This is a genomic window from Flavobacterium filum DSM 17961, assembly GCF_000425465.1.
Lineage (GTDB): Bacteria > Bacteroidota > Bacteroidia > Flavobacteriales > Flavobacteriaceae > Flavobacterium > Flavobacterium filum.
On record NZ_AUDM01000005.1, the window covers coordinates 86,207 to 101,419 of the forward strand.

The window sequence follows — 15,213 nt, forward strand, 5'->3', positions numbered from 1 at the left end:
TCTTTTACTTCTATTAGTGTGTGTAAGCCAGACAAGCAATACTAATTTTGGTTCCCGGAATCGATAAAAGAGCTTTTCCACACTGTTCAAGGGTGGCTCCGGTGGTCATGACATCATCAATGAGTAAAAAATGTTTGTTGTGATCAGATTCAGAAAAAGTAACGGTGAATTTTGTTTTAGGGTCATCAATGCGTTCAAAAAAACTCTTCTTGGTTTGGGTTACGGCATAACTTTCTCGGCGTAAAATAGTTTCATAAAAGGGTAGTTGAAGTGTTTTTGAGAGTGCTTGACCAAAAGTAGTCAATTGATTGTAGCCGCGTTCCCGCATTCTCTTTTGATGCAAAGGAACGGGAATTATTCCGTCAAAACGGTGGTGTTGATGAACGGCTTTTAATTCTTCAGCATACCATTCGCCTAAAAAAGTGCCTATTTCTTGCTTGTCTTTGTACTTTAAGTGGTGAATCAATTCTTGTACAATTCCTTTTTTATGAAAATACAACAAAGCAGAAGCATGTTCTACCGGCAACTTGCCATAAAATTTTTTCAACATTTCATTGTTTTCCATTTCCGTGTGTTGCGTGAGCGGAAAAGCATGCCTACATTCGGTGCAAACTACGGTCTCGCTTTCCACAAACGGGGAACGGCAAGCGTAACATACTTTTGGAAAAAAAATATCGATAATGGAGTTGAGCATGTCTTTATATTGAGAAATAAAGTTAACAATCTACTTGTTAAAATATTGTTAAATATTAACTATTTTTTACCAAAATTGTTTTTTTTTTTTTGCAAATTTGAATCAGTTAAACGAAAACCACATTGTTTTAACAACTCTTCCAAAATCACTTTTCCTTTTGAAGTTAGCCATTTTACGCGACAAATTCTAAACCTAACCAATATGAAACACAAATTAAAAATGGGAGGCATTCTTGCCTTGGCTTTATTTTTGGTGTATCTTTATGGATGCCAAAAAGAGGAATTGAAAATCGAACAACCCATTCCAACAAAAGGAATTCCTTTTAAAGTAGAAGTTCCTCAAGTAGAATCTTATTTTGTAGCTGAGAGCTCAAAAGGAAAAGTAATAGATAAACTTTTTAAAGCATTAGGATACGCCACCCGAACCGGTGGAAATGTTACAGAGAGTTATGAAACCGGAATAGGCACTATCTTAACCGATGAAATTTTAGCCGTTCAGGATGTTTTTGGCACAAAATATACCTTTAAACTGGACCATCCGGAAAAAGATTTTTATACTTTTTTTAATTTGGTGATGGTGGATAAGGGAGAAGAAGTTGTAGTGTTGTTGAAGAAATATATCATGACAGAGGAGTTTGCCAATTTGTATAGAAGTGACCAAAAAACAGTTGATGATTTTGATGGATCAGTTGCAACTACGCTTCTTACGAACCCTTGTTTGTGTGAATTTCCAAATGAAGGTGAGCCAGAAATCGTTTATCCGGGAGATTATACACCAGGAGGTTCTGGTGGTAGCGGTACTGTTGCGGGTACTGGACCATCAGGAATAGGGCCGGGAAGTGATTCAAGTGGTTCTAGCGGCTCAGGTGGAAGTGGATCAACTTATTGCTTCTTAATTTCCTTTACAATAGATTTTTCTTCTGTTAATCCTGATGGATCTATTCATGAAAAAATAAAACGTTATACACTAGATACTTGCACTGGAATAATAACACAATTAAATAAAGGTAAAAAAACTTCTAAAAACAATAACAACCAAACCGAAACTTACAATGAAAATGGCTGTTGTTCATTTGGAGCAATTGGGATAATGGATGATAATAAAGAAGACCCTTGTTTAAAATTAAAAAATTTAACAAATGATACATTAACTAACATTAAACCCAGAATAGATTATCTGAAAACAAAACTTTCTGAAAGTGCAGAATTTGGCAGAGATTTCAAAAGAGTAGGGAATAATTACACTAGTTATGCTTCTACTCAACCTCAAGATAATTTGACCATAGAGCATTCAACAGGTGGTTTTTACTATGGTGCTGCACATACTCATCCAATATCTGGTTATTCAATGTTTTCTTGGGGTGATGTAAAAGTTTTATCTGATTTATATCAAGATACTGCTCCATCAACAAAAGACATAGTGTTTTATGCATTAGTGTGCTATGTAAAAGTTGGATTTTCATGGGAACCTAAAACGTATGTTATAAAAATCAATAAACCGGATGTACTAAAAAATAAAATTATCAATGATTTAGCAAATGCCCCCGGAAATAATGAAGGTGAAAAAATTGATAATATACATGTAGGATTAGGAAAATATTTTAAAGCCAATTTAAATGATTTAGAAAAAGCTTTTTTAGAATATTTTAAAGATTATGGTATTTCTTTGTACGATAGTAATGATGATTTAAGTCAGTGGAATGAAATAAAATTAGTTAATAATAATGATGACCCAATCTTTCCGTCATCTTCAAAAACAAAAATACCCTGTAATTAACCTTAAAAATTATCAAAATGAAATATTTATTTTTTATTTTAATTGTGTTTTTATCATCATTTAATGCATATTCACAGTATCCAGTTTTGGATTTGGATGACAACAAAGGAAATCCTCAAAATGGGGCTTACTATCAGGACACAAATTCACTTTTAGACCCATTTACGGGTACTTATCTACTAAATTCAAATGGAGTTTATTTTAAAATAGTACTTCAAAAAACAGTAATGGCCTTTAACGGGAAGTATTATGAAGATTTACTTATTGGTGAATATGAATATTCCGATCAAAACGGCAATCAAATTAATACTTTACCAAATTTTAATCAAACATTGCAATATAAATGGCAACATAACATTGATGGCAATTCAATAATTGATAGTAATATTTCTCCTCGTTGTGATGAGTGCTTGCCAAACGAAATAAGATTAAGAGTTGGTTTAAATGATCCTATAACTGGTTATACAAGTGCTGTATTTATCAGAAGGATTACAGTAAATAATCAAGAAGCTTTAAAATTATTTATTCACGGATATTCTACAACTAGGAAAGAAGGTTCTCCACCTAATCCAAAGCCAACCGTTCCACATGGTACTTATATTTTACTCAAACAATAATCCAAAACTGCCTTTCGGGGCAGTTTTTTTGTTTAATAAAAAAACATCCTTCTTGTTAAAATATTGTTAAATATTAACTATTTTTTACCAAAATCGTTTTTTTTTTTTTTGCAAATTTGAATCAGTTAAACGAAAACCACATTGTTTTAACAACTCTTCCAAAATCACTTTTCCTTTTGAAGTTAGCCATTTTACGCGACTAATTTTAAACCTAATCAATATGAAACACAAATTAAAAACGGGAGGCATTTTTGCCTTGGCTTTATTTTTGGTGTATCTTTATGGATGCCAAAAAGAGGAATTGGAAATCGAACAATCAATTTCAACAAAAGGAATTCCTTTTAAAGTAGAAGTTCCTCAAGTAGAATCGTATTTTGTAGCTGAGAGCTCAAAAGGAAAAGTAATAGATAAACTTTTTAAAGCATTAGGATACGCCACCCGAACAGGTGGAAATGTTACAGAGAGTTATGAAACCGGAATAGGCACCATCTTAACCGATGAAATTTTAGCCGTTCAGGATGTTTTTGGCACAAAATATACCTTTAAACTGGACCATCCGGAAAAAGATTTTTATACTTTTTTTAATTTGGTGATGGTGGATAAGGTTGACAAAACCATAGTTCAGTTAATAAAATATAAAATGGCACCTGAGTTTGCAGTATTATATAGAAGCGGTCAGAAACAATTAGACAGTTTTCATGGTACAACTACCAGTTATGTTTTGTCTAATCCTTGTTTATGTGAATTTCCAAATGATGGTGTGGAATTAGATGTTATACCGGGTGATTATACTGAAACTCCTGGTGGAGGTACAGTAAGTAGTGATTCAGGTTTTGGTAATGATCCAGGTGGAAGTTCTGGAGGAGGTTCTGGTCATATTTTAGAAGATGGAGAACCTTGTGGCGTGGTTGTTTTTTCTGTACCAGGATATATGACAACTCCATCAGGAACACATTTAAAGAATTTTGTTTTTACATTGAATACTTGTACAGGTGAATTTGATTGGAGTACTGCAAGTAATAGAAAAATAAATAAGGATTTAAACCAAACCGAAACTTACAATGAAAATGGTTGTTGTTCATTTGGTGCAATTGGGATAATGGATGATAATGAAAGTCAAAATAATCCATGTAAAAAACTAAAGAAAAGATTAAATGATACTTCATTTACTGATAAAGTTAATGAGTTAAATAATGCTTCCAATATATTACCTCCAAATACAAGAAATGAAATAGGAGTTTTAATGAAAGATGTTAATCCTACTAATACTAATTATAACACTCAATTCACTCAATTTAGTTCACCGCCAAACACTTTACAAATCACATTTAATTTAGAACCAAACTCAAAGTTTAATGGTTTTATGCATAACCATTTTTTTAATTTTGGTTTGAATTGGATGATTGGGGGAATTCCAGTAACTCAGCCCCAACCAATACAAAATTCAATTAATATGTTTTCTGATGCAGATATATTTACATTATGGACAATGTTAAAAAATAACCATGTTCAAGAGTATGACAGCTTCTTGTTTATTATGGTTTATCAAGGAAAGATGTTTCAATTACAAATTACAAATAAAAACAGCTTTATTGATTTTGGAAATATATTATTTATAAATCAACAGTCTGGTGAATATGAATTAGGTGAAACATTAGCACATGAATACAAACAAGATATGTCAAATATAACTTTTGCAAATTCTCAAAATTTAAATAGAGATAATTTTGCAAAAATGTTAAAAAAACACAATGTAGCATTAGAATTATACGAGTCTAATGTTTTAAATCCAAAATGGAGAAAAGTTCAAGTAAATAATAACAATACAATTCAATTGGTGGATTGTAATTAAAATTTAAAACATGAAAAAAGTTATAATTTTATGCTTCCTTGTAAACTTTTGTAATGCACAATTTACAATCGTACCATTAGAACAATATGGAAGTGAAAGAAAAGATAAATATTTTAAAGATGTCAACAATATTTTAGAGGATTATGCCGGTATATGGAGATGGCATGATGGTAACGGTAGAGAATTATTCATTTATTTATACAAACAAGAAGGTGTAAATCAAAAAACCTTAGGAGGAGATGCTTATAAAAGAGACGTTATTGTTGGATATTATATTTACAAAGAAAATAACATTGAGTTACTTAATACAAGAATAAAACTAATTGAAAATTTTAATTCAATTAGTTTTAGTGTTGCAGTTGGAGGTATAGGCATGACACCAACAAAACCAATTAGTCAACATGAGCCAACATCTATGTTTTTTAGAGATTTTTCTAGAATAGTATGTTTTCATGACCAATTAAAACCTGCAATGGGTACTGCTTGTGAGTTTGTTTCCGTTAGTAATAATTTAGCTGCTGTGGCATTGTGTACAAATGGATTAATAATGAATACATGTGGCGTTCAGGAAGTTGTTCCAAATTTTCCTAGGAATATAGGTTTGGGTATAGAAAGAATTTCAACTGTAGCACCACCATTAGATTAAAATATTTTACTCAAACAATAATCCAAAACTGCCTTTCGGGGCAGTTTTTTTGTTCCGCCTCCCGCCAATCTAATCTTTTTTATATTTTTGCACCATTATGGCAAAACAAGAAGATAATTTTAAGAATGTAATTTCACACGCAAAGGAGTACGGATTTATTTTTCCGTCGAGTGAAATTTATGACGGTTTGAGTGCCGTTTATGATTATGCCCAAAACGGTGCAGAATTAAAGAAAAACATTAGAGAATATTGGTGGAAATCAATGGTACAAATGCATGAAAACATCGTGGGAATTGATGCTGCGATTTTTATGCACCCCACCACTTGGAAAGCTTCCGGTCACGTGGATGCGTTTAACGACCCGTTGATTGACAACAAAGATTCGAAAAAAAGATACCGTGCCGACGTTTTAATTGAGGATTATGCCGAAAAATTAAATCAAAAAGCACAAAAAGAAATCGACAAAGCCAGAGAACGTTTTGGCGATGCGTTTGACGAAGGACAATTTGTGACTACTAATGCTCGTGTAATGGAATACAAAGCCAAACAACGCGAGATTTTGGAAAGAATGGCTCGTTCGTTAGGCAATGAAGATTTGGCCGATGTAAAGGCGTTAATTGAAGAATTAGAAATCGCTTGTCCCGAATCCGGTTCTCGCAATTGGACGGAAGTGCGTCAGTTTAACTTGATGTTCGGCACCAAATTAGGAGCTTCTGCTGATTCTGCGATGGATTTGTACTTGCGTCCGGAAACGGCACAAGGAATTTTCGTGAATTTCTTAAACGTACAAAAATCAGGTCGTATGAAGATTCCGTTCGGAATTGCTCAAACCGGAAAAGCCTTCAGAAACGAGATTGTAGCTCGTCAGTTCATCTTCCGTATGCGTGAATTTGAACAAATGGAAATGCAATTTTTCGTAAAACCGGGTGAAGAAATGAAATGGTACGAATACTGGAAAGAAACCCGTTTAAAATGGCATTTATCACTGGGTTTAGGCAAAGAAAATTACCGTTTTCACGACCACGAAAAATTAGCTCATTATGCCAATGCAGCAGCGGATATTGAATTTAATTTCCCATTTGGTTTCAAAGAATTAGAAGGAATTCACTCGCGTACTGATTTCGATTTGAAAGCTCACGAACAATATTCCGGTAAAAAATTGCAATACTTTGATACAGAGGAAAATAGAAATTATGTACCGTATGTAGTAGAAACTTCGGTTGGTTTAGATCGTATGTTTTTGGCTGTTTTCTCCAATTCGTTAGTGGAAGAAACCTTAGAAGACGGTTCAACTCGCACCGTTTTGCGTTTGCCATCTGTTTTGGCACCCACTAAAGCGGCTATTTTACCTTTGGTAAAGAAAGATGGTTTACCGGAAATTTCAAGAAAAATAGTAGAAGAATTAAAATGGGATTTCAACGTAGCGTATGACGAAAAAGATGCGGTAGGGCGACGTTACAGAAGACAAGATGCGTTAGGAACTCCTTTTTGCATCACGGTAGATCATCAAACTGCAGAAGATGAAACCGTAACCATTCGTCACAGAGATTCAATGCAACAAGATCGCGTAAAGATTTCGGAACTAAGAGACATTATTGCTAATGATGTTTCGATGCGAAATTGGTTAATGAAAATGTAAACGGAATACATTTACAAGTATAAATAGCCCAAGTACCATTAAAATTGTACTTGGGCTTTGTTATTAAACGAGATTTTTTACACCTTATCGAAAGGTTTGTCAGTTGTTTTTTTTCGAATATTTTTTAACTTATGTTTGTTAATAATTATAAAAAACGGAATCATTTTCCTTTGTTTATTATAATTAACATTGCAGTGTACTAAAACCGCCCTGTTTTATACATTTTAACCTACAAATCATATTTTTTTAACGATTCAAGTACAGGATTTTTTTCCTTAACGTAATTGGTTTGGTTTTGTAGTGTTATGATGTACACCTACCTCATTTTAGATGACGACAGCAAAAGCGTGTTGAAGATTCAGTCGATTATGGCTGAATTTTCCAATTTTCAGCTTTTGGCAACGGCATCAACGTATGAGGATGGGTTAAATGCCGTCTTAACGTACCAACCTGATTTTATCTTCCTGGAAATTAATCCGTTATCAACTTCATCTCAACTTTCTTTGTCATTGATCAATGAGTTACATCGTTATTTAAAAAAAGTACCTCAAATTATTGCAATTTCACACGATTCAACCAAAGCTGTTGAAGCGGTGAAATATGATGTGTTAGATTTTTTGGTAAAACCTTTTTCCGCTAATGACATTCGGAAATTATTGTTTCGTTTTCAAAAAAACCACGAAGTGCCGGTTATTCGCTTGAATCCGGAACTAAGAAAAGTGGCACCGGTTCAAGAAGCAGAAGCAAAAACAGAACAAACAGTAGTTACAGAAGAAATAGTAAATCCTCCGATTATTCAGCCAATTGCTCATCATGATGGATTTAAGGAATTGATTGAACTGTTGAAAATGGAACTAACTTCCTTGAAAGAAGCCATTTTGGAAAAACAAACGATAGAAACACCAATTATAGATACCGCTGAAATAACGAACCAATTAGTGGCTGTTATTTCAGATAGACTACCACAAACGACTACTTTTTCTGTTGAACCTATTATTGAGGAATTGAAAAAGGTAAATAGTCATTCTATAACAGAGCCGAAAGAAGGTGTACACCGCAATTTAATTTGTATAAAATCCTACGGTGATTATCGTTTTTTAGAATTGGATGAGATTGCTTACTTAAAAGCGGACAACAATTCGACCGACATTACTTTATATAATGGAGAATCGGTTACAGCATTTAAAACCCTAAAATATTTTGAAGAAAACCTGCCTCACAATTTTTTCAGAATACATAATAGTTACATGGTGAACAAAAATTTTGTTTCAAGAGTCCATACCGGAAATGCGGTTTTTTATATCAAAAATTCCAAAACGCAGGTGCCATTTTCCAAAAGTTATAAAGAAAATGTGGAATTAATCCTTTCTCAACTCGCCGGAATCGATTTTAAAGACATTTAAAAGCGATTCATCCACCTTTATAATTTATTAATCCACACTCAAACGAATACATTCTACTTCAAACCCCTTGATTTCATTGGTGGTAAGGGAGCATCATACTACTTTTACATCGTGAATGAAAGGTGTCCACGTTCGGTTCATTTCATTTTACATCCGAGTCAAACATATAGTATATTAAATGAGCGACTCAACCAAATTCAACTTAAAATAACTTACAAAAATAAAAATACCATGAAAACAATTTTCGCATTATTAGGATTATTTATGTTTACTTCAGTTTCTTCTACAGATTTTACTGCACCAGTTGAAAATGGTGATGGTGGATCATTAGGAGGAGGAAGAAAAGTTTTGGTTATCCAAGTTTCTGAAAACGGAGATGGTGGATCATTAGGAGGAGGAAGAAAAGTATTGGTTATTCAATAATTCTTATAGACAAAGTTTAAAACTTTATTATATTTTAAATCTTTTTAATACTTTTGATGTAAATATCAGAAGTATTGAAAAGATTTTTTTTGTTTTTATTTTGTTTAGTGTTGTTGTCATGTGAAAATCATTCTTTTATTAAAGAAAAGAATAAGAGTTTACAAGACAGCATAAGTTTGTTTATTGAAAAAGCGAACAACTATGAATTACCAGAAGCTAAAGCATTAGAGCATTTAGTTAAAGCAGAAAGTCTTGTTAATGTTTTACCGAAAGACTCATTGTATTTTAAGAACAAAGTTTATGTTGGTTTTATTTACTATAATTTAGGAAATAAAGAAAAATATAAAACCATATCTTTTGAATTAATTAATGATGCCATTGAAGCTAAAGATTCTTTTTATTTAGCAAGAGCTTACAGTTATATAGGGGATTACTACACTGATAAAGTTGTATTGGATAGTGCTGTTATTTATTATCAAAATGCTGAAAAAGTTTATTTTGGTATAAAAGATAATATTGGTATTGGTAGGATGCATGTAAAAATGGCAACCGCTAAATTTCGTGCCAGAGATTACCTTGGTAGTGAAAAGTCTGCCGTAATGGCTTTAACCTATATCCGTCTAGCTAATAATAAATTATTGGAATATGAGGCAAACAGTACTTTAGGACTAGCTTGTGTTGAAACGAAAGACTATGAAAAAGCAGATGAATATTTTCAAAAAGCATACAAGATAGCAAGAGAGGAAAATTTAGAAAATCTTGGACAATATCAATCAAAAGCTATTTCTTTAAATAATTTAGGATTTTTAAATTTAAAATCCGGTAAATACAAAGAGGCATTAAACTATTTTAATCAAGCTAATCAAGATTCGAATTTGAAAATTGAATTTCCGGAACTTTATGCTACCATTTTAGACAACAAAGCAAAAGCAAAATTAAAACTTGGTGATTTTTCTGGTTTACCTGGAGATTTTTTAGAACCTTTAAAAATCAGAAAAAATTTCAATCTTACTCCTGAAATTGTAAATAGTAAAATCAATTTATCCGAATATTATCAAGCCAAAGGCATTCCAGATAGTGCTAAATATTATGCTCAAGCAGCATATGATTTAGCCAGAAAAACGAATATTTTAAATCTTCGATTAACTTCAGTTCAACAATTGAGCAAAGTAGATCCTGATAATGAGAGTTCACTTTCAAAAGAGCAGATTAATTTGACGGATAGTTTATTACAAGCGGAACGACAAGTTTCAGAAAAATTTGCTCGTATCGCATACGAAACCGACGAATTCAAACGCCAAAAAGAGCGGTTGTCGGCACAAAATCAAAACATTATTGTATTTTCTTTGTTAGGTTTTTTGTTGATTATTTTATTGTATGTTGTAAAGGATCAGCGAAGCCGCAATTACCAATTTAAATTAAAAGAGTCTCAGCAGCGGGCCAATGAAGAAATTTTTGCCTTGATGCTTTCCCAACAAAAAATGATGGATGAAAGTGTGCAAAAAGAAAAGCAACGCATAGGTCAAGAATTGCATGATGGTGTATTAGGGCGTTTGTTTGGAGCTCGATTAAACCTGGATAGTGCCAACAGACGTGATGACGAGAAAGGCATCGAAATTAGAAACCACTATATTAATGAGTTGAAATACATTGAACAGGATATTCGTGAAATTTCGCATGAATTGAACCGCGAACGTTTTGCGTTGATTAACAATTTCGTGGCGATTATTACCAATTTATTTGAAGAACAAAAACTGCTAAAAGACACCGTTTATTTTTCTTATACCATTGACAGTGTCATCAATTGGGATAGCGTTCCCAACAATATCAAAATTAACGTGTACCGTATTATTCAGGAAGCATTGCAAAATATAAATAAATATGCGGAGGCCAAAAACGTATCGGTAGCGATTGTAAAAGATGCAGAAAACATTCATGTTTCCGTTATTGATGATGGAGTTGGGTTTGATACTTCAAGAAAAAGCAAAGGCATCGGCCTTCAAAACATAGAATCTCGTGTAAAAACCTGTAAAGGAAAACTTGAAATCAAATCTAAAAAAGGCAAAGGAACGAGTATTAGTATTGATTTGCCTATACATGGTAGTTAAAAAAACTGTTAATATATTTTTGAAACATATCTTTTTGAGGTGGTATAAAAGTGTTTTTCTTTTTTATATTTGACTGAAATTAACTCATTCTTGCAAATCATGTCAAAGAACTACCAGATTATTATTGTTGATGACCATCCTTTTATTATTGAAGCCTATAAAAACGCTTTAAAGAGCTACAGCGTAAATAATTTTGATTACACCACTACGCAAGCCAACAATTGTAAAACGGCTTATGAAACCATCATGAATGCAACTCAAGCATTTGATATTGCGTTTCTAGACATTAGCATGCCGGCTTATGAGGAAAAAAACATCATGTCGGGAGAAGATTTGGCCAAACTGCTTCGCAAACACATGCCGGATTGTAAAATCATATTGCTAACCATGCATACAGAGTTGATAAAAATCAATTCTATCATCAAAGAAATTAATCCGAATGGGTTAATTATCAAAAACGATTTAACTTTTGATGAATTGTTGAATGCATTTGACAGAATATTGAAAAACGACAATTATTACAGCCAAACGGTCGTAAAATTTGTCAGTCAATCACAATATGAAAACCTTCAAGTAGATGAATTTGATAAACAAATTCTGTTTCATTTGTCAAAAGGAGTAAAAACTAAAGATTTACCGGGGTTTGTTCCACTTTCGCTAAGTGCGATAGAAAAACGAAAATTGAATTTAAAGGAAACCCTTAGTGTGAAAGGCGGCAGTGATGTTGAATTGATTACAGAAGCCAAAAACAAAGGGCTCATTTAAACCCAAAACGACTCAAAACCGTAAACAAATCGGTATAAAACCACACAAAAAAATACGGTTAACCGTAACTAATTGTCTGACAATCAATTTACTTTTGTCATGAGTTAGTTTATTAACCGAATTTCCTTTATATGGAAATAGGAATCAAGAGTCATCCGTTGCCACCCTTTTATAAGTCCCCTTTGGCTTAACCTACACACCGGAAGCTCAAGAAATCAAAAAGCGATAGTCCCCAAGCTATTGCTTTTTTTGTTGAATAAAGTGGTAGGTGTTGCTACAAAGTACATCGGCTGTTTTTTTTCTAGCCACGAATTTCACTAATTATCACGAATTTTGAATGAACTTGCTCCCCTCTCCTTTGGAGAGTCCCGATAGCTATCGGGAGGGGTGAGGTTGAAAAAATTAAAAATCAAACAACGAATCTTCAGTCAGAATCAATATTACGGTAAACCACAACAAAAAAGGGTGAAACCCGTAACGCATTCTGTGTAAAACCGTATTTAGATATCAAGTGGGTCGATATATCTTTACATCATCAAAAACAAGGTAATTATTCATCAAAAAAATACTAACCCAAGAACGTAATAAGTAGCTAATCGAAAAAGAAATACCACCCTTTTGCCCCAACGAAAGATCTTATTCAAAAACAAACGCTACTTACTTACAAAAACAAAAGAAAAAGCAATGCACCCCAAGGCATTGCTTTTTTTTATTTGCATGAAGTTGGTTGAAATTACCACAAATATATTCAGTGAATTTGTAGCTCAGTTAGGTTTACGGTAAACCACAACAACAAAGGGTGAAACCCGTAACACATTCTGAGTAAAACCGTATTTAAATATCTAGTAGGTAGCTATATCTTTACATCATCAATAACAAGGTAATTATTCATAATTAAAGATATTGACCCAAGGACGTTCAGAGTAGCTAAATCGAATTAAAATACCACCCTTTTGCCCCAACAAAGGTTTATTTCATAAAAGAGCTACTGTTTTTTAAAGGTTTAGATAAAAAAAGCGATAGCCCCAACTATCGCTTTTTTTATTATTCTGCTAAGGCATTCCAGCCTCTGGCTTTGAGTTCTATTTTTTGATTGGCTCGCGTTACCAAATGTTTGCCTTCACTTTCTTTCACCATGTGACCAATTACGGTTAAATTAGGATTTCCTTTGATTTTATCATAGTCTTCCAAAGCAATCGTAAATAACAATTCGTAATCTTCGCCGCCGTTAATAGCGACTGTAGTGCTATCGATATTGAATTCTTCGCAAACAGCAATTAATTGTGGGTCGAGCGGAAGTTTCTCTTCGTAAATCGTGCAACCTACATTAGATTGTTTACAAAGATGCATGATTTCAGAGGAAAGTCCGTCGGAAATATCAATCATCGAAGTAGGTTTTACTTCCAGTTTTTCTAACAATTCTTTGATATCTTTTCGAGCTTCAGGCTTCAATTGACGTTCGATTAAATACGTATAATTATCTAAATCCGGTTGGTTGTTGGGATTGACTTGAAAGACTTGTTTTTCGCGTTCAAGCACTTGCAAACCCATATATGCCGCACCGATATCGCCGGTAACTACTAACAAGTCATTCGCTGCGGCTCCACTTCGATATACGATATCTTCTGCAATTGCTTCGCCTAATGCCGTGATAGAAATAATTAATCCTTTTTGAGAAGAAGTGGTATCGCCACCAATCACATCTACGTTATAATGTTTTGAAGCAAGCGTAATTCCGGCAAACAATTCTTCCAACGCTTCGAGTGGAAAACGATTAGAAACCGCAATGGAAACGGTGATTTGGGTTGGAGTTGCATTCATCGCACAAATGTCAGATACATTCGCCACCACAGCTTTGTAACCCAAATGTTTTAACGGCATATACGCCAAATCAAAATGCACCCCTTCAATTAATAAATCGGTAGAAACAACGGTTTTTTTATCCTTGAAATCTAAAACTGCGGCGTCATCACCAATTCCTTTAATAGTGGATGACTGATTGATTTCAAAAACCTTCGTTAAATGGTCAATTAAGCCAAATTCGCCCAATTGAGCGATGGAAGTGCGTTGGGGTGATTTTTCTTCTAACATAGTGTTTTTATGAAGGGCAAAGGTAGGAAGATTTTAGGAAAGATGTAAATCCGATTAATTTGAACGCACATTAATGGAAGGATTTCATAGTCTTTTTGTATTGCTATTAAATAAAACAGCAGTTATATTTTTTGCTGACTTGAGTTTTATCAGGTATAGAATATGATTTATTCATGAAGTGAAATTTATTGTTAAAGTAAAAAACAATATTTTTTTGCACCTTTACATTACTTAATTTTTTTACGATGAAAGCACACGTCATTACCACACTTACCATCAATCCGTCTTTGGATAAATCTACACATTTTACAGGACTGATTCCTGAAAAGAAAATTCGATGTGAAACACCACGGTATGATGCGGGTGGAGGCGGAATCAATGTTTCTAAAGCCATTTCTAAATTGGGTGGGAATTCGCTTTGTGTGTTTACTTCTGGGGGTTCGTCGGGAGCATTATTAGAAGAATTACTGGCTAATCAAAAAATTGAAAGTTATATCATAAAAACCAAAAATTGGACTCGAGAAAATTTTATTGCTTTTGAAAATGTAAGCAAAGCTCAATATCGATTCGGATTTCCGGGCAATGCTTTTTTAGAAGAAGAAAAACAGAAAATATTGTCTACAATTAGCGAATTAAACACCTCTTATTTAGTCATTAGTGGAAGTTTGAATGAAGGATTAGAGTCAGATTTTTATCAGAAAATTATTGAGATTGCAAAGAAATCAAATGTAAAAGTAATTATGGATACATCTGGAGAAGCGTTGGTTAAATGTTGGAAACCGGTGTATATTTAATCAAACCCAATATTGGTGAATTAGCCAAATTAATTGAAGTGGAACGATTAGAATTACCAGAAGTAGAACAAGCAGCCCAACATTTGATTGCAAAAGGGAGTGTAGAAATTGTTGTTGTTTCATTAGGAGCAGAAGGAGCCATTTTGGTAACAAAAGACGAAACGCATTTTGTTAAAGCTCCTTTAGTAGAAAAGAAAAGCACTGTTGGTGCTGGTGATAGTATGGTTGGTGGAATAGTTTATGCGTTATCCCAAAATAAAACGTTCAAAGAAGTCATTCAATTTGGCGTTAGTTGTGGAACAGCCGCTACGATGAACGAAGGCACACAACTTTTCAGAAAGGAAGATGTAGAAAAACTATTTAAAGAATTACAGGCATAATATTTTTCATACATGAAATGAAAAA

13 protein-coding genes are annotated in these 15,213 nt (G+C 33.4%); 11 read left to right on the forward strand and 2 right to left on the reverse strand.

The features are described 5' to 3' along the window. Nucleotides 1-13: 13 nt before the first annotated feature. The gene (locus H601_RS0103110; protein WP_245571604.1) at nt 14-565 is read right to left on the reverse strand and encodes a ComF family protein; all 552 of its coding nucleotides are present in this window, start codon (nt 563-565) and stop codon (nt 14-16) included. 330 nt (nt 566-895) lie between these two features. Here H601_RS0103110 and H601_RS0103120 point away from each other — a divergent pair, with 330 nt between their 5' ends. From H601_RS0103120 to H601_RS0103170, 9 genes are all read left to right on the forward strand, one after another. Beyond that, nucleotides 896-2,470, forward strand: coding sequence for a hypothetical protein (locus H601_RS0103120; protein ID WP_026710148.1), 1,575 nt, complete (start codon nt 896-898; stop codon nt 2,468-2,470). A 17-nt stretch (nt 2,471-2,487) separates the two neighbouring features. Continuing rightward, entirely contained in the window at nt 2,488-3,087 is a 600-nt protein-coding gene (locus tag H601_RS0103125; RefSeq protein ID WP_026710149.1) for a DUF6705 family protein, read from the forward strand. Between the two features lie 220 nt (nt 3,088-3,307). Continuing rightward, nucleotides 3,308-4,939, forward strand: coding sequence for a hypothetical protein (locus H601_RS0103135; RefSeq protein WP_026710150.1), 1,632 nt, complete (start codon nt 3,308-3,310; stop codon nt 4,937-4,939). Nucleotides 4,940-4,949: 10 nt separating this feature from the next. Then, nucleotides 4,950-5,585: a DUF6705 family protein gene (locus H601_RS0103140; RefSeq protein ID WP_026710151.1), complete on the forward strand. Its 636-nt coding sequence runs from the start codon at nt 4,950-4,952 to the stop codon at nt 5,583-5,585. A 97-nt stretch (nt 5,586-5,682) separates the two neighbouring features. After that, a complete protein-coding gene (locus H601_RS0103145; protein ID WP_026710152.1) occupies nt 5,683-7,224 on the forward strand; it encodes a glycine--tRNA ligase in 1,542 nt (513 codons plus the stop codon). A gap of 305 nt (nt 7,225-7,529) precedes the next feature. Next, nucleotides 7,530-8,627, forward strand: a complete 1,098-nt coding sequence (locus tag H601_RS16000) for a LytR/AlgR family response regulator transcription factor (protein ID WP_084139919.1) — start codon at nt 7,530-7,532, stop codon at nt 8,625-8,627. 231 nt (nt 8,628-8,858) lie between these two features. Continuing rightward, a complete protein-coding gene (locus H601_RS16450; protein WP_156900332.1) occupies nt 8,859-9,050 on the forward strand; it encodes a hypothetical protein in 192 nt (63 codons plus the stop codon). 89 nt (nt 9,051-9,139) lie between these two features. Beyond that, complete coding sequence (locus H601_RS0103165; RefSeq protein ID WP_156900333.1) at nt 9,140-11,158, forward strand: tetratricopeptide repeat-containing sensor histidine kinase; 2,019 nt, start codon at nt 9,140-9,142, stop codon at nt 11,156-11,158. A gap of 99 nt (nt 11,159-11,257) precedes the next feature. Then, entirely contained in the window at nt 11,258-11,923 is a 666-nt protein-coding gene (locus tag H601_RS0103170; protein ID WP_035655452.1) for a response regulator, read from the forward strand. A gap of 1,044 nt (nt 11,924-12,967) precedes the next feature. On the opposite strand, the gene thiL is transcribed toward H601_RS0103170, so the two are convergent. Beyond that, nucleotides 12,968-14,014 (reverse strand): thiamine-phosphate kinase, encoded by a 1,047-nt coding sequence (thiL, locus tag H601_RS0103175; protein WP_026710155.1) that lies wholly within the window; start codon nt 14,012-14,014, stop codon nt 12,968-12,970. Nucleotides 14,015-14,259: 245 nt separating this feature from the next. Between thiL and H601_RS16880 the strand changes: the two genes are divergently transcribed. Next, nucleotides 14,260-14,808, forward strand: coding sequence for a 1-phosphofructokinase family hexose kinase (locus H601_RS16880; RefSeq protein ID WP_276976165.1), 549 nt, complete (start codon nt 14,260-14,262; stop codon nt 14,806-14,808). Next, nucleotides 14,784-15,188, forward strand: a complete 405-nt coding sequence (locus H601_RS16885; protein WP_276976168.1) for a 1-phosphofructokinase family hexose kinase — start codon at nt 14,784-14,786, stop codon at nt 15,186-15,188. The genes H601_RS16880 and H601_RS16885 overlap by 25 nt, the downstream gene beginning before the upstream one ends. Nucleotides 15,189-15,213 lie beyond the last annotated feature (25 nt).